The organism is Pseudomonas sp. P4_C4 (assembly GCF_056402055.1).
The window spans coordinates 59,037-80,685 of the sequence record NZ_JBFUID010000020.1 but is presented as its reverse complement, the minus strand read 5'-3'; the positions used below and the strand labels follow the sequence as shown (position 1 = coordinate 80,685).

At 61.6% G+C, this 21,649-nt stretch carries 20 protein-coding genes and 1 riboswitch; of the genes, 5 read left to right on the top strand and 15 right to left on the bottom strand.

All coding sequences use genetic code 11. The annotated features are described in order from the left end of the window. The first annotated feature begins 71 nt into the window (after positions 1–71). Together AC1DXW_RS12850 and AC1DXW_RS12845 are read left to right on the top strand one after the other, a co-directional pair. Complete coding sequence (locus tag AC1DXW_RS12850) at positions 72–608, top strand: TetR/AcrR family transcriptional regulator (protein WP_477754085.1); 537 nt, start codon at positions 72–74, stop codon at positions 606–608. Positions 609–837: 229 nt separating this feature from the next. Further along, positions 838–4,308, top strand: a complete 3,471-nt coding sequence (locus AC1DXW_RS12845) for a hybrid sensor histidine kinase/response regulator (RefSeq protein WP_477760059.1) — start codon at positions 838–840, stop codon at positions 4,306–4,308. A 39-nt stretch (positions 4,309–4,347) separates the two neighbouring features. On the opposite strand, the gene AC1DXW_RS12840 is transcribed toward AC1DXW_RS12845, so the two are convergent. Both AC1DXW_RS12840 and AC1DXW_RS12835 read right to left on the bottom strand, forming a co-directional pair. Continuing rightward, positions 4,348–5,712 carry a DNA recombination protein RmuC gene (locus AC1DXW_RS12840; RefSeq protein ID WP_477753356.1) on the bottom strand — a complete coding sequence of 455 codons (1,365 nt, stop codon included), beginning with the start codon at positions 5,710–5,712 and terminating at the stop codon, positions 4,348–4,350. A 175-nt stretch (positions 5,713–5,887) separates the two neighbouring features. Beyond that, entirely contained in the window at positions 5,888–6,211 is a 324-nt protein-coding gene (locus tag AC1DXW_RS12835) for a sel1 repeat family protein (protein WP_477753327.1), read from the bottom strand. A gap of 1,007 nt (positions 6,212–7,218) precedes the next feature. Between AC1DXW_RS12835 and AC1DXW_RS12830 the strand changes: the two genes are divergently transcribed. The 3 genes from AC1DXW_RS12830 (at position 7,219) to AC1DXW_RS12820 (ending at position 9,621) form a co-directional block, all read left to right on the top strand. Continuing rightward, positions 7,219–7,443: a hypothetical protein gene (locus tag AC1DXW_RS12830; RefSeq protein ID WP_007898912.1), complete on the top strand. Its 225-nt coding sequence runs from the start codon at positions 7,219–7,221 to the stop codon at positions 7,441–7,443. Positions 7,444–7,720: 277 nt separating this feature from the next. Then, positions 7,721–8,203, top strand: coding sequence for a hypothetical protein (locus AC1DXW_RS12825; protein ID WP_007984504.1), 483 nt, complete (start codon positions 7,721–7,723; stop codon positions 8,201–8,203). 146 nt (positions 8,204–8,349) lie between these two features. Further along, complete coding sequence (locus AC1DXW_RS12820) at positions 8,350–9,621, top strand: OmpP1/FadL family transporter (RefSeq protein WP_477753328.1); 1,272 nt, start codon at positions 8,350–8,352, stop codon at positions 9,619–9,621. Between the two features lie 88 nt (positions 9,622–9,709). Here AC1DXW_RS12820 and AC1DXW_RS12815 read toward each other — a convergent pair whose 3' ends face one another. The 13 genes from AC1DXW_RS12815 to cobO form a co-directional block, all read right to left on the bottom strand. Beyond that, positions 9,710–10,261 carry a glutathione peroxidase gene (locus AC1DXW_RS12815; RefSeq protein ID WP_477753329.1) on the bottom strand — a complete coding sequence of 184 codons (552 nt, stop codon included), beginning with the start codon at positions 10,259–10,261 and terminating at the stop codon, positions 9,710–9,712. Between the two features lie 175 nt (positions 10,262–10,436). Further along, positions 10,437–11,645: an MFS transporter gene (locus tag AC1DXW_RS12810; protein WP_477753330.1), complete on the bottom strand. Its 1,209-nt coding sequence runs from the start codon at positions 11,643–11,645 to the stop codon at positions 10,437–10,439. 52 nt (positions 11,646–11,697) lie between these two features. Further along, a complete protein-coding gene (locus AC1DXW_RS12805; protein ID WP_223455967.1) occupies positions 11,698–12,102 on the bottom strand; it encodes a MarR family winged helix-turn-helix transcriptional regulator in 405 nt (134 codons plus the stop codon). A 174-nt stretch (positions 12,103–12,276) separates the two neighbouring features. Continuing rightward, positions 12,277–13,008, bottom strand: coding sequence for an adenosylcobinamide-GDP ribazoletransferase (locus tag AC1DXW_RS12800; RefSeq protein WP_477753331.1), 732 nt, complete (start codon positions 13,006–13,008; stop codon positions 12,277–12,279). Between the two features lie 2 nt (positions 13,009–13,010). After that, positions 13,011–13,586, bottom strand: coding sequence for an alpha-ribazole phosphatase family protein (gene cobC / locus AC1DXW_RS12795; protein WP_477753332.1), 576 nt, complete (start codon positions 13,584–13,586; stop codon positions 13,011–13,013). Continuing rightward, positions 13,583–14,638, bottom strand: coding sequence for a nicotinate-nucleotide--dimethylbenzimidazole phosphoribosyltransferase (gene cobT / locus AC1DXW_RS12790; protein WP_477753333.1), 1,056 nt, complete (start codon positions 14,636–14,638; stop codon positions 13,583–13,585). Before cobT ends, cobC begins: the two co-directional genes overlap by 4 nt. After that, positions 14,635–15,156 carry a bifunctional adenosylcobinamide kinase/adenosylcobinamide-phosphate guanylyltransferase gene (gene cobU, locus AC1DXW_RS12785; RefSeq protein ID WP_477753334.1) on the bottom strand — a complete coding sequence of 174 codons (522 nt, stop codon included), beginning with the start codon at positions 15,154–15,156 and terminating at the stop codon, positions 14,635–14,637. Before cobU ends, cobT begins: the two co-directional genes overlap by 4 nt. Positions 15,157–15,318: 162 nt before the next feature. Beyond that, positions 15,319–16,770, bottom strand: coding sequence for a cobyric acid synthase (locus tag AC1DXW_RS12780; RefSeq protein ID WP_477753335.1), 1,452 nt, complete (start codon positions 16,768–16,770; stop codon positions 15,319–15,321). Then, complete coding sequence (gene cobD / locus AC1DXW_RS12775; RefSeq protein ID WP_477753336.1) at positions 16,767–17,759, bottom strand: threonine-phosphate decarboxylase CobD; 993 nt, start codon at positions 17,757–17,759, stop codon at positions 16,767–16,769. Before cobD ends, AC1DXW_RS12780 begins: the two co-directional genes overlap by 4 nt. Then, entirely contained in the window at positions 17,752–18,660 is a 909-nt protein-coding gene (cbiB, locus tag AC1DXW_RS12770; protein WP_477753337.1) for an adenosylcobinamide-phosphate synthase CbiB, read from the bottom strand. Before cbiB ends, cobD begins: the two co-directional genes overlap by 8 nt. Continuing rightward, a complete protein-coding gene (gene bluB, locus AC1DXW_RS12765; RefSeq protein WP_477753338.1) occupies positions 18,657–19,307 on the bottom strand; it encodes a 5,6-dimethylbenzimidazole synthase in 651 nt (216 codons plus the stop codon). Before bluB ends, cbiB begins: the two co-directional genes overlap by 4 nt. After that, positions 19,304–20,704 (bottom strand): cobyrinate a,c-diamide synthase, encoded by a 1,401-nt coding sequence (locus tag AC1DXW_RS12760; protein WP_477753339.1) that lies wholly within the window; start codon positions 20,702–20,704, stop codon positions 19,304–19,306. The genes bluB and AC1DXW_RS12760 overlap by 4 nt, the downstream gene beginning before the upstream one ends. Beyond that, positions 20,701–21,312: a cob(I)yrinic acid a,c-diamide adenosyltransferase gene (gene cobO / locus AC1DXW_RS12755; protein ID WP_057715808.1), complete on the bottom strand. Its 612-nt coding sequence runs from the start codon at positions 21,310–21,312 to the stop codon at positions 20,701–20,703. The genes AC1DXW_RS12760 and cobO overlap by 4 nt, the downstream gene beginning before the upstream one ends. A gap of 82 nt (positions 21,313–21,394) precedes the next feature. Next, positions 21,395–21,627: riboswitch (cobalamin riboswitch) on the bottom strand. Between the last annotated feature and the right edge of the window lie 22 nt (positions 21,628–21,649).

The window sequence follows — 21,649 nt, the reverse complement described above, 5'->3', positions numbered from 1 at the left end:
TTAAGGTCCGATGCATGGCTTTCAGGACCGGGTGCCAACCGCAAGATCCGGTGCGATACAGGAAACACAAGATGACAGCTCCCACATTACGCCCCGGCGGCCGCAGCGCCCGGGTACAAGAGTCGATTCATTCGGCCGTGCGTCAACTCCTCGAGGAGCAGGACCGCGCCAGCGTGACGGTGCCGCAAATTGCGGCGCGTGCGGGTGTCACGCCGTCCACCATCTATCGACGCTGGGGCGATGTGTCGGCGCTGCTGGCCGACGTCGCCCTCGCCCGCATGCAACCCGACAACGAGCCGGCCAACACCGGCAGCCTTCACGGTGACGTGCGGGCCTGGGCGGAACAGTACCTGGACGAGATGAGCTCCGAGCCCGGCCGCAACATGCTGTGCGACGTGCAGGCGGCGCTGAAGCCGAGTTATTGCGCGACGATCATTGGCGGGCAGCTGCAGACGATTCTGGATCGCTATCCGGATGAGCCCAAGCCCAGTGTCGATCGGCTGATCAATCTGATCGCCGCGCCGACGGTGTTTCGCATTCTGTTTGCCGAGGCGCCGCTGGAGGTTGAAGAGTTGCATCGATTGATAGAGGTTGCATTGAATCAGTGAAGCCCCCATCGCGAGCAAGCTCGCTCCCACAAGGGTCCGCGAACACAGGGCAAATGTGGGAGCGAGCTTGGTCCGGGCGGCGTTCCGACGATGAGGCCGGTCCAGACACTGCAAACTCCCCTGCGACACCCCGCCACGCCACGACCTTGGTCGACACTGACTAACGCTGGCGGTCGTGCGAGACTGTCTGTCCGGGCGGGAGCCCGGGAGTCTTTTGTCTGGAGTCCCCATGTCGCTGTCCACCGGGCTGATTGCCGTCGTCGCCCTGGCCTATATGGCCATCATGTTCGCCATCGCCTTCTATGGCGACCGTCGCAGCGCGCCCTTGCCGCCGCGCGTGCGGGCCTGGGTGTACAGCCTGTCGCTGGCGGTCTATTGCACCAGCTGGACTTTCTTCGGCGCCGTGGGCCAGGCCGCCGAACAGCTCTGGTCGTTCCTGCCGATCTACCTCGGGCCGATCCTGTTGCTGCTCGGCGCGCCCTGGGTCCTGCAAAAAATGGTGATGATCAGCAAACAGGAGAACATCACCTCGATCGCCGACTTCATCGCCGCACGCTATGGCAAATCCCAGTCGCTGGCGGTGGTGGTGGCGCTGATTTGCCTGGTCGGCGTGTTGCCCTATATCGCACTGCAGCTCAAAGGCATTGTGCTCGGCGTGAACCTGCTGATCGGCGCCGGTGCCGACGCCATGGGCACCCGCGCCCAGGACACTGCGCTGATCGTATCGCTGGTGCTGGCGCTGTTCACCATCGTCTTCGGTACCCGCAACCTCGACGCCACGGAGCACCACCGCGGCATGGTGCTGGCCATTGCCTTCGAATCGCTGGTCAAGCTGTTTGCGTTTCTCGCCGTCGGCGCCTTCGTGACCTACGGCCTGTACGACGGTTTCGACGACCTGTTTGACCAGGCCATGTTGGCGCCGCGACTCGAACAGTACTGGAAGGAAACCATCAACTGGCCGTCGATGGTGGTGCAGACCGGCGTGGCGATGATGGCGATCATTTGCTTGCCGCGGCAGTTCCACGTGACCGTTGTCGAGAACATCGACCCTCAGGATCTGCGCCTGGCCAAGTGGGTATTCCCGGCCTACCTCGCCCTCGCAGCATTGTTTGTCGTGCCGATCGCCCTGGCCGGCCAGATGATGCTGCCCAGCTCGGTATTGCCGGACTCGTTCGTCATCAGCCTGCCCCTGGCCCAGGCGCATCCGGCGCTGGCCCTGCTGGCGTTTATCGGTGGCGCATCGGCGGCCACCGGCATGGTGATCGTGGCCAGCGTGGCGCTGTCGACCATGGTGTCCAACGACATGCTGTTGCCCTGGCTGCTGCGTCGCAACAATGCCGAGCGCCCGTTCGAAGTGTTCCGCCAGTGGATGCTGTCGGTGCGCCGCGTCAGCATCGTGGTCATTCTGCTGCTGGCCTACGTCAGTTATCGCCTGCTGGGCTCGACCGCCAGCCTGGCGACCATTGGCCAGATCGCCTTCGCCGCCGTAACCCAGCTGGCCCCCGCCATGCTCGGTGCGCTGTACTGGAAACAGGCCAACCGCCGCGGCGTTTTCGCCGGCCTCGCCGCGGGCACCTTCCTGTGGTTCTACACCTTGATCCTGCCGATTGCCGCCCTCAGCCTCGGCCTGTCCTTGAGCACATTCCCGGGTCTGGCCTGGCTGCACAGCAATCCACTTAACCTGCCGATCACCCCGCTGACCCAGGGCGTGGTGCTGTCGCTGGCAGGCAACTTCACGCTGTTCGCCTGGGTCTCGGTGCTGTCCCGCACCCGGGTTTCCGAACACTGGCAAGCGGGCCGCTTCATCGGCCAGGAAATCAGTGCCCGCCCCAGTGCACGCTCGATGCTTTCAGTGCAGATCGACGACCTGCTGCAACTGGCGGCACGCTTCGTCGGCGAAGAACGCGCCCGGCAAAGCTTCATCCGTTTTGCCTATCGCCAGGGCAAAGGCTTCAACCCGAACCAGAACGCCGACAGTGAATGGATCGCCCATACCGAACGCTTGCTGGCCGGTGTGCTCGGCGCCTCTTCGACCCGCGCGGTAGTAAAAGCCGCCATTGAAGGCCGGGAGATGCAACTGGAAGACGTCGTGCGCATCGCCGACGAAGCCTCGGAGGTGCTGCAATTCAACCGTGCCTTGCTGCAAGGCGCCATCGAGAACATCACCCAGGGCATCAGCGTGGTCGACCAGTCGCTGAAACTGGTGGCCTGGAACCGTCGCTATCTGGATTTGTTCAACTACCCGGATGGCCTGATCAGAGTCGGCCGGCCGATTGCCGACATCATCCGTCACAATGCCGAGCGTGGACTGTGCGGCCCCGGCGAGGCCGAAGTTCACGTCGCGCGCCGCCTGCACTGGATGCGCCAGGGCCGCGCGCACACCTCCGAGCGCTTGTTCCCCAACGGTCGGGTAATCGAGCTGATCGGCAATCCGATGCCAGGCGGTGGCTTCGTCATGAGTTTCACCGACATCACCGCGTTCCGCGAAGCCGAGCAGGCGCTGACCGAAGCCAACGAAGGCCTGGAGCAACGGGTCACCGAACGCACCCACGAATTGTCACAGCTCAACGTCGCCCTGACCGAAGCCAAGGGCACCGCCGAGGCAGCCAACCAGTCCAAGACCCGTTTCCTCGCGGCCGTCAGCCATGACTTGATGCAACCGCTGAATGCGGCGCGGCTGTTCTCCGCCGCCCTCTCCCATCAGGACGATGGTTTGTCCGGCGAAGCACAGAAACTGGTCGGGCACCTGGACAGCTCGCTGCGCTCGGCAGAGGACTTGATCAGCGACCTGCTGGACATTTCCCGCCTGGAGAACGGCAAGATCAACCCGAATCGCCAGCCGTTCGCCCTCAACGAACTGTTCGACACCCTCGGTACCGAGTTCAAGGTGCTGGCGCGAGAACAAAAACTGGAGTTCCGCGTTCGCGGCAGCGCGCTACGGGTCGACAGCGACATCAAACTGCTGCGGCGGATTTTGCAAAACTTCCTGACCAACGCATTCCGCTACGGCAAAGGGCCGGTGCTGCTGGGGGTTCGTCGGCACAGGGAAGCATTGAGCCTGGAAGTCTGGGACCGTGGGCCAGGTATTCCGGAAGACAAGCAGCAGGTGATTTTCGAAGAGTTCAAGCGCCTCGACAGCCACCAGACACGGGCCGAAAAAGGCCTCGGCCTGGGGCTGGCGATTGCCGACGGGCTATGTCGCGTGCTCGGTCATACCTTGCGCGTACGCTCCTGGCCGGGACGCGGTAGCGTGTTCAGCGTCAGCGTGCCCCTGGCCCGGGCGCAAACCGCAGCGCCGGTCAAAGTCGCCGAGCTCAATGGCAAATTGCTCAATGGGGCGCAGGTGCTGTGCATCGACAACGAGGACAGCATCCTGATCGGCATGAACAGCCTGCTCAGCCGCTGGGGTTGCCAAGTCTGGACCGCGCGCAATCGCGAAGAATGCGCAGCGTTGCTGGGCGAAGGCGTGCGCCCGCAATTGGCGCTGGTGGATTACCACCTCGATCATGGCGAGACCGGCACCGATTTGATGGCCTGGTTGCGCACGCAAATGGGCGAGCCGGTTCCCGGGGTGGTGATCAGCGCCGATGGCCGGCCGGAGACGGTCGACCTGGTGCATGCCGCGGGACTGGACTATCTGGCAAAACCGGTGAAACCGGCGGCGTTGCGGGCGTTGTTGAGTCGGTATTTGCCGTTGTAGCGCGGCAAGCTAACACTTTACCCACTGTGGCGAGGGGGCTTATTCCGGCAACTCGACCAACCCATCGACATCCGTCATCGCCCGCTCCAGCAAGTCCGCCGGCAGGCTCTTGCTCGCCCGTGCGCCCAGCAGCTTGAGCTGTTCACTGCGACTGACCAGGTTGCCACGCCCCTCTGTCAGCTTGTTGCGTGCCGAACTGTAGGCCTTGTCCAGTTGCTGCAGGCGATTGCCAACTTCGTCCAGATCCTGAATGAACAGTACGAACTTGTCGTACAGCCACCCGGCCCGCTCGGCGATCTCCCGGGCATTCTGGCTCTGGCGCTCCTGTTTCCACAGGCTGTCGATGACACGCAGGGTCGCCAGCAAAGTGGTGGGGCTGACGATCACGATGTTACGGTCGAATGCCTCCTGAAACAGCGTCGGCTCAGCCTGCAACGCGGCAGAAAACGCCGCCTCGATCGGTACGAAGAGCAACACGAAATCCAGGCTGTGCAAACCATCGAGACGCTTGTAATCCTTGCCGGCCAGGCCTTTGACGTGATTACGCAATGACAGCACGTGCTGCTTGATGGCGATCTGGCCGATGGCCTCGTCCTCAGCCGCCACGTATTGCTGATAGGCCGTCAGGCTGACCTTGGAGTCGACCACGACCTGCTTGTCGCCCGGCAGATAAATGATCACGTCCGGCTGAAAACGCTCGCCGTCCGGTCCCTTGAGATTGACCTGCGTCTGGTACTCGCGGCCCTTCTCCAGTCCCGCATGCTCGAGCACGCGCTCCAGAATCAGTTCACCCCAATTGCCCTGGGTCTTCTGCCCTTTCAAGGCGCGGGTCAGGTTGGTGGCTTCATCGCTCAAGCGCAAGTTCAGCTGTTGCAGTCGTTCCAGCTCCTTGGCCAGGGAGAAACGCTCACGGGCCTCGTTCTGATAGCTTTCCTCGACACGCTTTTCGAAGGACTGAATGCGTTCCTTGAGTGGATCGAGCAACTGCCCCAGGCGCTGCTGGCTGGTTTCGGCAAAACGCTGCTCGCGCTCATCGAAAATTTTCCCCGCCAGCTCGGCGAACTGCGCGCGCAACTCGTCCCGCGAACCTTGCAGGTCGTTGAGGCGTTGCTGGTGACTGTCCTGTTGCTCGCGCAATTCGGCGTTGAGCGACGCGGCCTGGGCATCCAGACGGCGCAATTCGGCTTCCTTGCCGGCGCGTTCGATATTCCACGCATGGGCGGCGTCCCGGGCGTCGTCGCGCTCGATCTGCAGCAGTTCGACTTCACGACGAAGCGCCGCCAGATCCGCCTGTTTGGCGGCGTTGGCCTGGGTCAGATCAGCCGCTTCATCGCGACCGGACTCGAGCTGAGCATTCAATCCGTCCTGCGCCAGTTGCGCCATGGCCAGGCGTTCTTGCAGCAGCGCGACATCGGCTTGCGTGGTGCTGGCCCGACGCTGAAGTTGCCAGGCCAATACCAGCAACGGCAACGCAGCCGCTGCCAGACCCAGCAATACGCTGGTCAAGTCCATTGCCATAGCCACTCCTGCCATTCGAATAAAGCCTGAAGGTTAACCAAGGCGCCAGATCTTGGACAGCTCAGTCTTCGATCAGCCCCAGTTCCTGTTGAGCGCGGCGATCGCCTGCCCGAGCGGCCTGACGCAGCAGGTCCTGGCCGATCCGGCGGTCCCGGGCATTCCCGCATTCCCGGCACATCAATTGGCCAAGGCGACTTTGCGCAGCCACCACGCCTTCACGGGCCGGTTGCTTGAGCAGACGTCCGGCAATGTGTTTGACGTTACGGTTTTCGCCCAGATGCGGACTGTCCAACAGCCACTCTGCCACGCGCATGGAAAAGCGCTTGGTAGGGGCAGCAGAGGGTGGTGTAGAGGAAGAGGAAACGGAGGCTGAGCGAAACTTCATAAAGCACTGTGGGGGCAGATCGGAAGGCGCGCAACTTTACTCTCTTTTTCTTACAGGTAAAGCTGAAAATATCCCGGCACGCCCGTCCTAGAGCAAGCGCTCGGGACAATCCACAGAAGCTGTGGATAACTCAGTGGACAACCGCTCCTGAACCCGCTCAAAGCCCTGTGGAATGGGGCTCGCAGTCAAACTGACGATTTTTTCACCAGTAAAAAAAAGCGATGTTTTTCATTGACTTAAATTTTGGATACAGGCAGCCACTACGCTTGAACGTGAGATGACAGCGGGGTGACAGAGTGCGCAACTAATGTGCACAAGTGCCTTCGCGACGGTTATATCGATGCACTTTTTCGGCGCGTTTTTTGGTCATGCCTGGGGATAAGCCTTGGCAAACCCGGTGTTTAGACGGCTGCATTGCTACCAAGGTCGATGACCGATGGTCGGATTTTGTTCTGCTACAGGGCGTAGCAATCGCAGGCACAGCAACTTCATACGCTTGGCTACAAGACAAAACAGCCCGCTTGAGCACCTGCCGGGAAATTCTTTTCGCTAACACACTTCCCTTGGCCGGTTCAATCCGTTAGTATCCGCGGCGTTAGTACCAAGCTGAAAGTCAATTCTGGTCGAACAAATCCCCCCGGTCAGCCTTCCCAACGGAAGCCTCCACCGAACTAGCGGGATCGACCACCTCGATGGTTTCCAGGTAAATCTTGCGCCAACACAACCTTTGAATCGAAAGCAAAGGGTGTTGCTCCGCCTGCTTACTCTGCTCGAACCAACCTGCAAATTGATCAGGATCTTCACCCCGGGCCCAGAACCTTTGCCCTCGATGTGTTGCCTGCCCTCCTAAGTACCTACCTGCCAGCCCAAGCGCGCCAACTTGTCAGCGCTTCAAACTGGCTGCTTTGTTCCAGTCGGGTTCTTCGTTCGACCAATGGTGGTCGTCGTCACTGGAACGTTTTAACTTTGCACGGTTCTTATCCGTGTCGCTTGTAGGAACACCAATTATGTCCACTCAAATCCACACTCAGGATGCCATTCGCACCCTAACCAACGCTTTTGCTCCAATGAACTGCCTGATCATGGCCGCTCGCAAAGGCTGCTTCAGCTTCACTCTGGTCAATGAACATGGCATCGCCCGTCACAGCGAACGCCTGTACCCCGATCAATACTCCAGCGCCGAGCCGCTGCAGGCCGTGATCGAGCGTACCCGTCAGGCACTGGTTGCCTGAAACGCCAGAAAGGCTGAAAAACCGAAAGCCCTGCCCCGAAAAGCAGGGCTTTTTATTGCTCGATATTTCCCTTTCCTCGAATCACGACTAAGCACGATCCGATATAACGGTTATAACTGGTCGCTGGAAATATTTTAAAAACAGGCCTTTACAACGCAAATATGACACTACACTTCAACTCAAGCGGCTTGACCCGCTTGCGGCGAGCCTGATTCGATTCACTGCTGCCAAGCCCCCCCTTCAGGTATCGCCGTCCAACTCAGGTTTCGAGGGTTTTATGGGTATCGCTGCCAGCGAACTGTGCCGTTATGTGATTCGTCCGACATTGATCTACCTCGGACGCCATAGCGCTACTGCCGAATCCCTGCTGCTGGGCATTGCCGCCAGCCAGTCCGCCCTTGGTTCCGCCCTGCATGACCGCCGTGGGCACGGCCTGTACCGCATCGCCGAGCCCCGCCACCAGGCCCTTTGGGACCATTACCTGGCCCTTGATCCGGAGCGTGCAAGCCTGGTCCGTGGCCTGGCCAGCCAGCATGCGTTTCTCAGTGGCCCGCACCTCGAATTGACCGTCAACCTGCGTTACGCCACAGCCATCGCCTGGCTGCTGGTGGAAGAACAGAATACCCCCCTCCCCGCCCCTGATGATTTGTTGGGTATGGCCAGAATCTGGCGCCAGACCTTTCAGCCCCAGGGGCGTCTGCGTGATTTCACCTGCGCCTGGCAAACCTGTGTTTCACCCCTGAATCAGGTCGCCTGCTGACACGTCTGAATCCAAAGATCGCGCAACACGCCGCGATTCTGGTCGGATTGTCCTACAAAACCGCTCTAAATCAAGCGATACAGCCTATGGCGCCGGGACGAAAATATTGGTAATTTTCGCCCCGGTGATCACCAGGAGTTCTAATAATGAAAAAAGTAATGCTCAAAACCACCCTTAGCCTCGCCGTTGCCTTGGCATCCACCCAGATCTTCGCGAGTGGCTTTGCCCTCAACGAACAGAGCATCAGTGGAATGGGGACTGGTTTTGCGGGACGCTCTTCATCTGCCGATGATGCAAGCACTGTTTTTGGCAACCCTGCCGGCATGTCGCGAATCAAGCGCCAGGAAGTCACTGGCGGGATCGCAGCTATCGATGCCTCGTCTGATATCAAAGACGCCCAAGGCGCCCACCCGGGTACCAACAAAGGCGACATGGTGCCATTCACAGCCGTTCCGATGGGCTATTACGTCAAGCCGATTGATGATCACTGGGCATTCGGCCTCGGTGTCTACGCACCTTTTGGTCTGATTACCGACTATGAAAATGGCTTCCAGGGTGCCGGTTTCGGCAGCAAGAGCGAAGTCAAGGTTGTCACCTTCCAGCCTACCGTCAGCTACGCCTTTAACGACAAAGTATCGATTGGTTTCGGCCCGACCATCAACCGCATTGGCGGCACTCTGGAGTCGGATGTACCTCTTTTTGGCGATACCCACGTCAAAATCAAAGGGGATGATGTCGCTCTTGGCTACAACTTCGGGGTCCTGGTACAAGCAACAGACACCACTCGTGTCGGCCTGACCTATCACTCGAAAGTGAAATACAAGATTGAAGGTCATACCGACATCAGCGCAGGCGCAAATTCACCTTCCGCCCTCCTGAAAAGCAATCGATACGATGCTTCGCTGAAAATCGAAACACCTGAATCTGTCGACTTCTCAGTGACACAACAGCTGACGGATGCGTGGACCCTTTATGCAGGTTCCACCTGGACTCGCTGGAGCCGTTTGAAAGACATCACCGTCAACAACGACGGCGTAACCGCGGCACAAGGCGGTGCATTGTCCCCAGCCCTGTTCGGCACCATTACGGAAGAGCAGAACTGGCACGATACCTGGGCCTACGCCATCGGTACCTCCTACCAGCTGAATAAGCAGTGGGTATTGCGCACCGGCCTGAGCTTTGACCAGTCGCCTACCAACAATACCGACCGATCCCCACGTATTCCTACAGGTGACCGCACAATCTTCAGCCTTGGCGCCGGCTACAACGTCACCGATGATCTGACCATCGACGTCGCCTACTCCTACCTGAAGGAAGAAGCTGTCAAAATGAATCGCTCCAACCTGGTAGACAGTTACAGCGCCAAGTACGAAAACAGCGCCAACGGTTTCGGTGTCGGTGCGACCTACCGCTTCTGATGATTCCCGGCGAGCCTGAACCGCTCGCCATCGGAATCAAAAAAGCCCCGCTCTCTTCACAGAGGCGGGGCTTTTTAGTGGGCGTCGATCACGGGGCAGAAGCCAGGGCCTTTTCCACCGCAGCAATGAACTCTGGATCATCCGGCTTGGTCAGGCTGGAGAAGTTGGCAACCACCTTGCCCTGGCGATCCACCACGTACTTGTAGAAATTCCACTTCGGCGCGCTGCTTTGGCTGGCGAGGACCTTGAACAAATGCGTCGCCTCTTCGCCGCGAACCTTTTGCGGTTCCGTCATGGTGAAGGTCACGCCATAGTTGACGTAGCAGACCTTGGCGGTCTCGGCGCCATCCTTTGACTCCTGCTTGAAGTCATTGGACGGAACGCCAATCACCTCCAGCCCTTGATCCTTGAAGCGCTGGTTCAGCGCCTCAAGGCCTTTGAACTGCGGAGCAAAGCCACAGAAGCTTGCGGTATTGACCACCACCAACGGTTTACCGGCGAAGCGCTGGCACAAATCGATGGATTCCTTGGCATGCAACTTGGGCAACGAGCCTTGCAAAAGATCCGGGCAATCCGCCGCGTGAGCCAACCCGGAAAACGCGACCAGTAACGCGGGAACTGCCAGGCAGCGCATCAGCATGTCGGGACACCCTTGAGAATTCGTCAGGATTCGACGTTACTCGCCCCGCCATCCCGCTAGCAAGTCCCCATGCCCAACTGCAAAAGCGCCAGCCCGCCCTGATGCCAGCCCCACCATGTCAGGGCAAGCAGCAAGGCGCAGACAGCGCAAATCGTGATACGAGGCCAGAGACTGTTCATATCGCACTCATTTGTGTTTGCAGGCGCGCCACCGGCCGTTCACGCACCGGCCAGTTCAGGGCGGCGGCCAACAGGCTCAAGAGAATCGCGACCTGCCAGATCAAGTCATAGCTACCGGTACGGTCGTACACCACGCCACCCAACCAGCCGCCCAGGAACGAACCGAGCTGGTGAAACAGGAAAACAATCCCGCCGAGCATGGACAGATTTCGCACGCCAAACAAGGTCGCCACCGTGCCGTTGGTCAACGGCACCGTCGACAGCCACAAGAAGCCCATGGCCATGCCGAACAGGTAAGCCGTGGTGGTCGTCACCGGTGCCCACAGGAACAGAGCAATGACCACCGCCCGCAGCAAGTACAGGCCGGTGAGCAAACGCGGCTTGGACATGCGCCCGCCGAGCCATCCAGCGGTATAGGTGCCGAAAATGTTGAACAGGCCGATCAGCGCCAGCACCGTGGTGCCGACCGTCGCCGGAAGATGTTGATCCACCAGATAGGCCGGCAAGTGCACACCGATGAACACCACCTGGAATCCGCACACAAAAAAGCCGAACGCCAGCAGCCAGAATCCGGAATGGGAGCAGGCTTCACGCAGCGCTTCGCCAAGGGTTTGTTCGTGACCCAGGACTGGTAACGGTTTGTCCTTGAGCATGCTCACCAGCGGCACGATCAACGCCACCAGCAAACCCAGCGCCAGCAGCGCCGCGGACCAGCCAAGCCATCCGATCAAACCGAGTGTGCCGGGCAACATCGCGAACTGACCGAACGAGCCGGCAGCACTGGCGATCCCCATGCCCATGCTGCGTTTATCCGGCGGTACTGCGCGGCCGACCACACCCAGAATCACCGAGAACGACGTACCGGACAGTCCGATGCCGATCAGCAGGCCAGCGCTCAGCGACAGGGTCACCGCCGAGTCGGAGAGCCCCATGCACATCAGACCCGCTGCGTACAGGACGCCACCGATCAGCACCACTTTCGCTGCGCCGAAGCGGTCGGCCAGCGCGCCGGTGAATGGCTGGGCAAGGCCCCAGATCAGGTTCTGCAGGGCGATGGCGAAGGCAAAGACTTCCCGACCCCAGCCGAACTCGGCGCTCATCGGAGCCAGAAACAGCCCAAAGCCATGTCGAACGCCCAGAGACAACGCAAGGATCAGCGCACTCCCCAACAGAACCCAGCCGCATGTACGCCACATCGATGTCATTGTTGTTCTCCGGTAGCGGGTATATACCCGCTTATAATCGAAAAAACCGGCATCATGCCAGTTCATCCAGCAGCTTCAGTAAGATTTCGCGCTTCTCGGCCCCCAGGCGATCGATCAAACGCTGCTGCGCGGCCTCCCAGGCCGGCAAGGCGGCCTTGAGGCGCTCTGCCCCGGCCTCGGTCAGCAGGACGATGCGGTTGCGCATGTCCTCGCCCTCGACCAGCGTCACCAGGCCATCACCCTCCAGCACCCGCAAGTTGCGCCCCAAGGTGCTGCGATCCAGCCCCATCGCCTCGGCCAGGGCTGAGATGCTCGGCTGATCCAGGCGTTGCAGGTTGCACAGCAAAGAATACTGCGCAACGTTGATCCCGAAGCCGTCGAGAGCGCCGTCATAATGCCTGCTGACGCCACGGGCGGCGCGACGCAGGTTGATGCATAAACATTGGGAATCGAGCATGGTGCGTGTATATACCCGCGAGTCGGTTAAATCAAGTGGCATGGGGTTTGTTCAGTGATCAGGCGGCGTTTGGCAGATCGCCATCTGCGAGCAAGCTCGCTCCCACAGTCGATCGCATTCCAATGTGGGAGCGAGCTTGCTCGCGATGAGGCCGGAAAAATCAATGCAACCCAATCAGGCCAGCGCCAAGCCTACCAGCACTGCAACTTCCAGCAACTCCAGCATTGCCCCTGCCGTATCGCCCGTCGTTCCACCGAGCCGCCGCAGCATCACCTGCCGCAACCAGGCAAATCCAAGAGCGGCCAGCAGCACCGCCAACACACCACTCAAACCGGCGATCAACACACAAGCCAGTGCACTGACCGCCAACACCTGCTTGCCCGCCGAACGCGGAAGATGATCGGCCAATGCCTGGCCCAGGCCACCGGCACGCACATAGGACGTGGTCAGGAACAAGCCGAGCAATGCGCTGCGACCTATCAACGGCACGATGATCAATGCCAGCGAATGCGATTGCTCGATCAGCGCCAGCAGCGCGGTGAACTTGAGCAACAACACCAGCACCAGCGTCACTACGGCGATCGGCCCGCTGCGCGGGTCTTTCATGATGGTCAGCGTACGCTCACGGTCGCCAAAACCGCCGAGCCAGGCATCGGCGCTGTCCGCCAGGCCATCCAGATGCAACCCGCCACTGAGCAGTACCCAAACGCTCAGCAGTAACGCCGCGTGCAGCAACGCCGGCGTGCCCAGCAGCAGCCAGTTGAATACCCACAAAGTCGCGCCAAACAGCAGTCCCACCAGCGGATAAAACAGCAGCGACCGCCCCAGGTCCCGGGGCTCAGGCATGCCCGGCAGGCGAATCGGCAGGCTGCTGAGAAATTGCAGGGCGATCCAGAATGGCAGCATGGTCAGAGCACTTCCTTCAACACACCGGCAGACTCCAGCGTCAGCGAAAACAGTGCGCCATGCCCGACCTCAACATTGAGCAGTTGTTCTCGCGGCAACCCCCGGGCTTGTGCCAGCAACAGGCGCATCACACCGCCATGGCTGATCAGCAAAATGCGCTCACCGGCACAGGTCGCGTGCAAACGCTCCAGCGCTGCCAGCACCCGCGCCGAAAAATCTGCTACCGGCTCACCCTGAGGCGGCGTGAACGAATATGGATCGGCCCAGAACAAACCCAGAGCCTGCGCGTCGGTTTCCATCAACGCCGCCGCGCTCTGCCCTTCCCAGGCGCCGAAATGCAACTCTTGCAGGTCTTTATCCAGGTGCACCGGCACACCCGATTGCGCACCGAGCTCCTCGGCAAACCGCGCACAACGCTGCAAGGGTGAACTGACCAGCCGATCCCATGGCCCTTGCCCGACCACCGCGGCGCGCATCTGCGCCCAGCCCGTATCGGTCAATGCATCATCGATACTGCCGCGCAGGCCGCCGCCGAGTTCGGTTTCACCGTGCCGCAACAGATCCACGCGCAAGGTCATGCCGGACGATCTGCCACGGCGGCTTCGGCGAAGGTCGCCATCTGCCCGTGCAGGTCGCACGCCAGGCGCAGCAGCGGCACAGCCAATGCCGCGCCACTGCCTTCGCCAAGCCGCAGGCCGAGATCGAGCAAGGGGTGCGCCTTCAGGGCTTCCAGCACATGACGATGCCCCGGCTCGGCGCCGCGATGACCGAACAACAGCCACTGACGGCAATCAGGATTCAAGCGCACCGCAACCAGCGCCGCGACACTGCAAATAAAGCCGTCCACCAGCACCGCGACACCCTCCTGGGCACAAGCGAGATAGGCACCGACCAGCGCGGCGATCTCAAAACCGCCGAGGTTGAACAGGGTCTGCAAGGCATCGCCACGCTGCGCACCATGCAATGCCAAGGCGCGTTCGATCACTTGGGCTTTGTGGCTGACACCTTCTGCGTTGAGCCCGGTGCCTGGCCCGGTCAAATGGCCCACCGGGCAATCGAGCAGCGCACACGCCAGGGCGCTGGCGGCGGTGGTGTTGCCGATGCCCATTTCGCCACCGATAAACAACTGCGTACCGGTGGCCATCGCCCGCTGCACGCTATCACGACCGGCCTGCAAGGCGAGTTTCCCCTGGGCCTGGGTCATGGCCGGCCCCTGGACAAAATTCGCCGTGCCTGGGCCGACATTCAGGTGCCGCACGCCCGGCAGGTTCAGCGACGGCGTCACCGTGCCGAGGTCCACCACCTCAAGGGAAGCGCCCAACTGCCGCGCCAGTACACTGATCGCCGCACCACCGCTGACGAAGTTGAGCAGCATCTGCCCGGTCACTTCCTGGGGAAACGCCGACACCCCCTCAGCGACCACACCATGGTCGCCGGCAAAAATCGCGATCCACACCTGCTCCAGACTCGGCTTGACCCGCCCCTGCAATCCCGCCAGTTGCACCGCCACCGCTTCCAGCTGGCCGAGGGAGCCGGCCGGTTTGGTCAGTTGCTGTTGCCGCGCCTGGGCCTGTTCGACCGCTTGGGTATCGACCGGCTTGCACGGGTTCAGCCACCAGGATTGAGTCATAACGCAGTTCCTTTCAGAGTCAGAGGCAGGCCGGCGACGGTCAGGACGACACGCTGACAACGCTCAGCCAGAGCTTGATGCAGCCAACCGGCTGCATCGACATAGCGGCGAGTCAATTCGCCCAGCGGCACGACACCCATTCCGGTTTCGTTGCTGACAAAAATGATTTCACCCGGCAGCGACACCAGGCAGTCCAGCAAGGCATCACGCTCGGCTTGCAAGCGCTCGGCATCGTCGAGCATCAGCAGGTTGGTCAGCCACAGGGTCAGGCAATCCACCAACAGGCAGCGGTCGGCGCGGGCGGATTCGCGCAGCACCCGGGCCAGCTCCACCGGCTCTTCGATCAATGCCCATTCGGCAGGACGACGGGCGCGATGATGGGCCACCCGCTCGCTCATTTCTCCATCGAGTGGCTGGCTGGTGGCGATGTAGGTGACGGCCAGAGCGCTGTCGATGGCGAGTTTTTCAGCCAGACGACTCTTGCCGGAGCGGGCACCGCCGAGGATCAGTTGGAGCATTGCTTATTCCTTAAAATCTTCGGGGAGGCGACGGCCCTCATCGCGAGCAAGCTCGCTCCCACAGTTGATCCAGGCTGAACATAAATTTTGAATACACCTCGTAACCTGTGGGAGCGAGCTTGCTCCGGGCGGCGTTCCGACGATGGGGCCGCAACAGCCGCCTCAGAACCCACAGAGCTGACGCAGCAGAGAAGTATCCAAATGCTTCTCCACCAGATCCGCCAGCCGCTCGATATCACGTTCGCGCAAGCCGTGGTAATCCACGTCCTGCACCTCCTGCAAACCCGCCCAGCGCAGCAGCGCACTGCACGCCGCCGGCGATTCGAACAGCCCGTGCAGGTAGGTGCCGAAAGTCTGCCCGTCAGCACTTTGCGCACCATCACAGCGGCCGTCATCCAGATGCACGGCGGCATGTTCCAGGGCCGGTCCGGTGGTCACGCCGGCATGAATTTCATAACCCGCAACGGGCGCATCTTCCAGCGCCAGGCGACCACGCACATTGCGCAACTGCTTCTCTTGTTCGAGCAGAGTCTGGAACGCCAGCAGCCCCAAACCGGCACTGGAACCCGGCGCACCTTCGAGACCCAGCGGGTCATGCACTTGCTCACCGAGCATTTGCAGGCCGCCACAAATCCCCAGCAGTTTCCCGCCGTAACGCAGATGCCGGGCGATGGCGGCATCCCAGCCGTTGGCCCGCAGGTACGCGAGGTCGCTGCGCACACTTTTCGAGCCAGGAAGAATGATCAGGTCGGCAGGCGGAATCGCCTGGCCGGGGCCAATGAATTGCAGGTCCACTTGCGGATGCAGGCGCAGCGGATCGAAATCGGTGTGATTGCTGATGCGCGGCAGCACCGGCACCACCACCTTCAGCACCTGCTCGGCTTTATCGTTCTGGCGTTGATCGATGCCGTCCTCGGCCTCCAGGTGCAGGTCCATCACGTACGGCAGCACGCCGATCACCGGTTTGCCGGTGCGCTCTTCGAGCCAGTCGAGACCGGGTTGCAGCAACGCGATGTCGCCACGAAAACGATTGATCACGAAGCCTTTGACCCGCGCCTGTTCGCTCGGCGACAGCAGTTCGAGGGTGCCTACCAGGTGGGCGAAAACCCCGCCGCGATTGATATCGGCGATCAGCAGCACCGGGCAATCCACCGCTTCGGCGAAACCCATGTTGGCGATGTCGCCGGCCCGCAGATTGATTTCCGCCGGCGAGCCCGCGCCCTCGACCATCACCAGCGGATACGCCGCGCTCAAGCGCTCGTGGGAGGCCAGCACCGCTTGCATGGCGATGGTTTTGTAGTCGTGATAGGCGACGGCATTCATGGTCGTGACAGCGCGGCCATGGATGATCACCTGGGCACCAGTGTCACTGTTGGGCTTGAGCAACACCGGGTTCATGTCGGTGTGCGGTTCAAGGTGCGCGGCCTGGGCCTGTACCGCCTGGGCGCGGCCGATCTCGCCACCGTCGGCGGTCACCGCACTGTTGAGTGCCATGTTCTGCGGCTTGAACGGCACCACCCTTATGCCCTGACGTGTGACCCAACGGCACAGCGCGGTTACCAGCGTGCTTTTACCGGCGTCCGATGTAGTGCCCTGCACCATCAGCGTGGTCATTGGTTTTCCTTGGCGAAATCGTCGAACGCCCGCGCCAGTCGTACCCAGGCAATTTCGTCACCGGGCAAGCCGAATCGCAGGCTGCTGTTGTGCGTGAACAATCGCAGGAGAATGCCGCGCCGGGCCATGAACTCATGCAGCTCTTCGGCGCGCTCGGTGATCAGCCACTGGAACAGCGCACAACCGCCCTGAGGCTGGAACCCCTGTTGTTCCAGCAACGACGCAAGGCGCTCGCTGGCCTCATCCGCGCGCACCCGTTGCCGCGTCTGCCCTTCGGTATCGCGCAGGCAGGCCTGGCCCACTACCCGGGTTGCCCCGCTCACGGCCCACGGCCCCACTTGTTCAGCCAGCAACTTGAGCAACTTGCGCTCGGCCAGCACAAACCCCAGGCGCACTCCGGCCAGGCCGAAAAACTTCCCGAAGGAGCGCAGGACGATCAACCCGACTTGATGGGCATACGGAGCCAGGCTCAGATGCGGCGTGTTATCCATGAACGCTTCGTCCACCACCAGCCAGCCACCGCGCTGGGCCAGCCGCGCGTGCCAGTCGAGGAGGCGACTGGGCGTCAGGCTCAAGCCTGTGGGGTTATTCGGATTGACCACCACCAGCACATCGAAACTGTCGATAAAGAAGTCGACTTCGTGCACCAGCACTTCACGCACGATGTAGCCGTTACGACGCCACGCTTCAGCGTGCTCGGCATAACACGGCGACAGCACGCCGACCTTGCCCGCCCGACGCAATCGCGGCAGCAGCTGGATTGCCATTTGCGAGCCGGCCACCGGCAATGCCTGCAAGGTGCCGTAGTAATCACAGGCGGCGTGCTCCAGACCATCGTCCGCTTCCGGCAAACGGGCCCAGGCCCGCAGCGGAATATCCGGCACAGGAAACGGCCAGGGCGCAAGGCCCGTGGACAGATCCAGCCAGTCGGCTTCATCTATGCCGTATTCGAGCGCCGCCTTGCGCAATCGCCCCCCGTGTTCAAGCATAAAGTTCGGCCCCCAGGCAGAGAATCAGCAACCATAACCATACCCCGCGCTGGACCAATTGCCAGCCCCGGTCAATGGAGTCGGCATCCGCCGGCACGCCTTCGCCCAACTGCGGACGCTGATGCAGTTCGCCATGATAAATCGCCGCCCCGCCCAACTCGACGCCAAGGGCACCCGCCCCTGCCGCCATCACCGGGCCGGCGTTCGGGCTGTCCCAGGTCGGGCCCTGGGTGCGCCAGCATTTCAACGCCAGCCGGGTTTTGCCCAGCAGCGCGTAAGTCAGTGCCACCAGGCGCGCAGGAATGTAATTGAGCACGTCGTCGACCTTCGCCGCCGCCCAGCCGAACCGTTCGAAGCGCTCATTGCGATAACCCCACATCGCATCCAGCGTATTGCTCAGGCGATAGAGCACCACGCCCGGCGCACCCGCCACGGCAAACCAGAACAACGCCGCGAACACTGCGTCGCTGCCGTTTTCCAGTACCGACTCGGTAGCGGCACGGGCGACTTCGGTTTTATCCAGATCACTGGTTTTACGGCTGACCAGATAACTCACACGTTTGCGCGCTTCATCAAGATCATCGCCGCGCAATGCCTTGGCCACAGGCGTGACGTGCTCACCGAGGCTGCGCATGCCGAGGGCGCAATAGAGCGCGAGAATCTCGATGATCCAGCCGACATAAGGCGCCCAGGACAATGCCGTGACCAACAGCGTCAGCGGCAACACGGCGATCACCCACGCGGTGACGCCATGACTGCGCCAGCCGCGACCGCCGCCATTGAAGCGTTGCTCGATGCGGTCGGCAAAACGGCCGAACGCCACCAGCGGATGCCAGCGTTTGGGTTCGCCCAGCAGCGCATCCAGCGCAACCGCAGCGACACTCAACAACGCCACACTCATTGACTCACTCCCCAATAGTTTTCATACAGCAATTCATGTAGCGGACGCGCCTGCGCCCAGCCTTCGAGCACCAGCATCGGTGCCGGATAGAACTCCTTCACCGGCCCAAGGCACAGCACCGCCAGCGGTTTGGCTCCCGGTGGCAACCTCAACAAGTCCGCCAGTGCCTGTGGTTCGAACAGCGACACCCAGCCCATGCCCAGCCCTTCGGCGCGGGATGCCAGCCACAGGTTCTGGATCGCACAGGACAGCGAGGCCATGTCCATTTCCGGCAAGGTGCGGCGGCCGAAGATGTGTTGCTCGCGGTCGTCCATCAGCGCAGCGACCAGTACCTCGGCGCAATCGTTGATGCCTTCCACCTTGAGCTTCATGAACTCGTCGCTGCGCTCGCCGAGGGCTTCGGCGGTGCGGATGCGTTCTTCTTCCACCAGGGCCTGGATTCGCCCGCGCAAGGCGCGATCGCTGATGCGGATGAAGCGCCAGGGCTGCATCAGGCCGACACTGGGAGCCTGGTGTGCGGCTTCAAGCAGGCGCCGCAGCAATTTGGGCTCGACGGTGCCGCCGCTGAAGTGGCGCATGTCACGGCGCTCGGCGATGGCGCGATAGACCGCTGCGCGTTCGGCTTCGGAAAATGCGTTATCCGTCATGGCCGCTTCGCGAGCAGGCTCGCTCCCACAGTTGATGGTGTGTTGTCTGAAGAAACGCATTCCCCTGTAGGAGCGAGCCTGCTCGCGATTACGGTCTCAAGGTCCGGCGCAAACAGCGCGGCAATCGCCGAGGGGTTCGACGGAAAATAAAAGTGCACATAAGAGGCGGTCATCCGCCCTTCACGGTAGACCGCCTCCGCTCCGCGCCCGCCATTCGGGCTCAAGCCACGGGCAATCGGCACCAGCTTGGTGGTGGTCAGCGAATGGTGATAGGTGTGCCCGCGCAGAGAACCTTCCGGCAATTCCACCGCTTGCAACGCCAGCGCGGCCAGACGCTTTTGCATGACCGCATCACCGGCCAGCAAGCCAACCAGTTCAGCGCGAGTGCCCTCGACATCGGTCAGGGAATCGAGCAGATACAGCATGCCGCCACACTCGGCGAGCAACGGTTTGCCTGCCCGGTGGTGGGCACGGATCGCGTCGAGCATCGCGGTGTTTTGCGCCAACCCAACATGGTGCAGTTCCGGGTAACCACCGGGCAGATACAGGCTGTCCGCCTCCGGCAACGCACTGTCGCGGATCGGCGAGAAGAACGACAACTCGGCGCCCATCGCCCGCAGCAGATCCAGGCTCGCGCCGTAGGTGAACGCAAAGGCTTCATCGCGGGCGACGGCAATGCGCACACCGGCCAGCAGCGGTTCGGCTGCAATGACATCAGGGGCGGCGAACTCGACCGCCGGYGGCAGCGCAACCTCGCAACTACTGGCCAGTGCATCGGCGGCCGCATCGAGGCGCAGGTCGAGATCGTTCAGCTCACTGGCCTGCACCAGCCCCAGGTGCCGGCTCGGCAATTCGATCCCGGTTTCCCGGGACAGCGCGCCGTACCAGCGCAAACCTTCAGTCAGGCTGCCTTCGAGCAGTTGCGCGTGGCGCAGCGTACCGACACGATTGGCCAGCACCCCGGCGAACGGCAAGTCCGGCTGATAACGCGCCAGCCCCAGGGCCAGGGCGCCAAAGGTCTGGGCCATGGCAGTGCCATCGATCACACCCAGCACCGGTACACCGAAATGCCGCGCCAGATCGGCGCTCGACGGCGTACCGTCGAACAGCCCCATGACACCTTCGATCAGGATCAGGTCGGCTTCAGCAGCGGCTTCCCACAGCAGCCGGCGACTTTCTTGCTCACCAACCATCCACATGTCCAGCTGATACACCGGCGCACCGCTGGCGCGCTCGAGGATCATCGGATCGAGAAAGTCGGGGCCGCACTTGAACACGCGAACCTTGCGCCCCTGATTGCGATGCAATCGGGCCAGCGCCGCGGTGACGGTGGTCTTGCCCTGGCCGGAAGCCGGCGCGGCAATCAGTACCGCCGGACAGAGTCGAGGCTGATTCACAATTCGACGCCTTTCTGCGCTTTGATCCCGGCTTGAAAGGCGTGTTTGATCACACCCATTTCGGTGACGGTGTCGGCCATCTCGATCATTTCCGGCTTCGCTGCACGACCGGTGACCACCACATGTTGCATCGGCGGCCGGGCCTGCAAGTCGCTGAGCACCTGATCGAGATCGAGGTAGCCGTGCTTGAGAGCGATGTTCAGCTCATCCAGCACCACCAGACCGATGGACGGATCGCGCAGCAGTTGCTGCGACACCGCCCAGGCGGCTTCGGCGGCGGCGATGTCGCGCTGACGATCCTGGGTTTCCCAGGTAAAGCCTTCGCCCATCACATGAAAGCGCACCTGCTCGGGAAAGCGCCGGAAGAACAGCTCTTCGCCGGTGCTGTTGCGGCCCTTGATGAACTGCACCACGCCGCACTGCATGCCGTGCCCCATGGCGCGGGCAAGCATGCCGAAGGCCGAACTGCTCTTGCCCTTGCCGTTGCCGGTCAACACCAGCAGCAGGCCGCATTCGTTCGGGGAATTGGCGATGCGCTCGTCGATCACGGCTTTTTTGCGCTGCATGCGCGCCAGGTGGCGTTCGTCACGATCGGGGGTATCAGTCATGGGGGAGCTCTCCGTTGAGGCAGGAATAACGGCGGGCAGGCACAAGAATAGAAGGCAAAAAGCCTGGCATCGCCCACCGTGATGCCGCTGGATGAATCAGGCCGGTCTCCGGGCTCATGAGTGGCGCGAGGCCAGACTGTGCGCCTTCCCGCATCGAATCGACACAGTGGCATCACACACAGTTTTCACTCATTTACCGTTGCGGGGGCAGCGCCGGAATTGCGGGCCTTCGACCAACAGAAGGATTCACTCACCGGCTTCCCTGTTTCACTCTGTCGACCCAAGCCACAGAGCACCTGAAACAAGCCGCGAAGGTTAGAGGGTTGGGGGTGGAGCG

Bases quoted from the DNA above. Each gene is read 5' to 3' on its own strand.
- AC1DXW_RS12835 (WP_477753327.1), bottom strand. From the start codon at position 6,211: ATGAAGTTTCGCTCAGCCTCCGTTTCCTCTTCCTCTACACCACCCTCT.
- cobC (WP_477753332.1), bottom strand. From the start codon at position 13,586: ATGACCTTGCGCGTGGATCTGTTGCGGCACGGTGAAACCGAACTCGGC.
- cobD (WP_477753336.1), bottom strand. From the start codon at position 17,759: ATGCTTGAACACGGGGGGCGATTGCGCAAGGCGGCGCTCGAATACGGC.
- AC1DXW_RS12810 (WP_477753330.1), bottom strand. From the start codon at position 11,645: ATGACATCGATGTGGCGTACATGCGGCTGGGTTCTGTTGGGGAGTGCG.
- cobO (WP_057715808.1), bottom strand. From the start codon at position 21,312: ATGACTGATACCCCCGATCGTGACGAACGCCACCTGGCGCGCATGCAG.
- bluB (WP_477753338.1), bottom strand. From the start codon at position 19,307: ATGACGGATAACGCATTTTCCGAAGCCGAACGCGCAGCGGTCTATCGC.
- cbiB (WP_477753337.1), bottom strand. From the start codon at position 18,660: ATGAGTGTGGCGTTGTTGAGTGTCGCTGCGGTTGCGCTGGATGCGCTG.
- cobT (WP_477753333.1), bottom strand. From the start codon at position 14,638: ATGACTCAATCCTGGTGGCTGAACCCGTGCAAGCCGGTCGATACCCAA.
- AC1DXW_RS12830 (WP_007898912.1), top strand. From the start codon at position 7,219: ATGTCCACTCAAATCCACACTCAGGATGCCATTCGCACCCTAACCAAC.
- cobU (WP_477753334.1), bottom strand. From the start codon at position 15,156: ATGCTCCAACTGATCCTCGGCGGTGCCCGCTCCGGCAAGAGTCGTCTG.
- AC1DXW_RS12825 (WP_007984504.1), top strand. From the start codon at position 7,721: ATGGGTATCGCTGCCAGCGAACTGTGCCGTTATGTGATTCGTCCGACA.
- AC1DXW_RS12805 (WP_223455967.1), bottom strand. From the start codon at position 12,102: ATGCTCGATTCCCAATGTTTATGCATCAACCTGCGTCGCGCCGCCCGT.
- AC1DXW_RS12820 (WP_477753328.1), top strand. From the start codon at position 8,350: ATGAAAAAAGTAATGCTCAAAACCACCCTTAGCCTCGCCGTTGCCTTG.
- AC1DXW_RS12780 (WP_477753335.1), bottom strand. From the start codon at position 16,770: ATGACCACGCTGATGGTGCAGGGCACTACATCGGACGCCGGTAAAAGC.
- AC1DXW_RS12850 (WP_477754085.1), top strand. From the start codon at position 72: ATGACAGCTCCCACATTACGCCCCGGCGGCCGCAGCGCCCGGGTACAA.
- AC1DXW_RS12800 (WP_477753331.1), bottom strand. From the start codon at position 13,008: ATGCTGCCATTCTGGATCGCCCTGCAATTTCTCAGCAGCCTGCCGATT.
- AC1DXW_RS12845 (WP_477760059.1), top strand. From the start codon at position 838: ATGTCGCTGTCCACCGGGCTGATTGCCGTCGTCGCCCTGGCCTATATG.
- AC1DXW_RS12815 (WP_477753329.1), bottom strand. From the start codon at position 10,261: ATGCTGATGCGCTGCCTGGCAGTTCCCGCGTTACTGGTCGCGTTTTCC.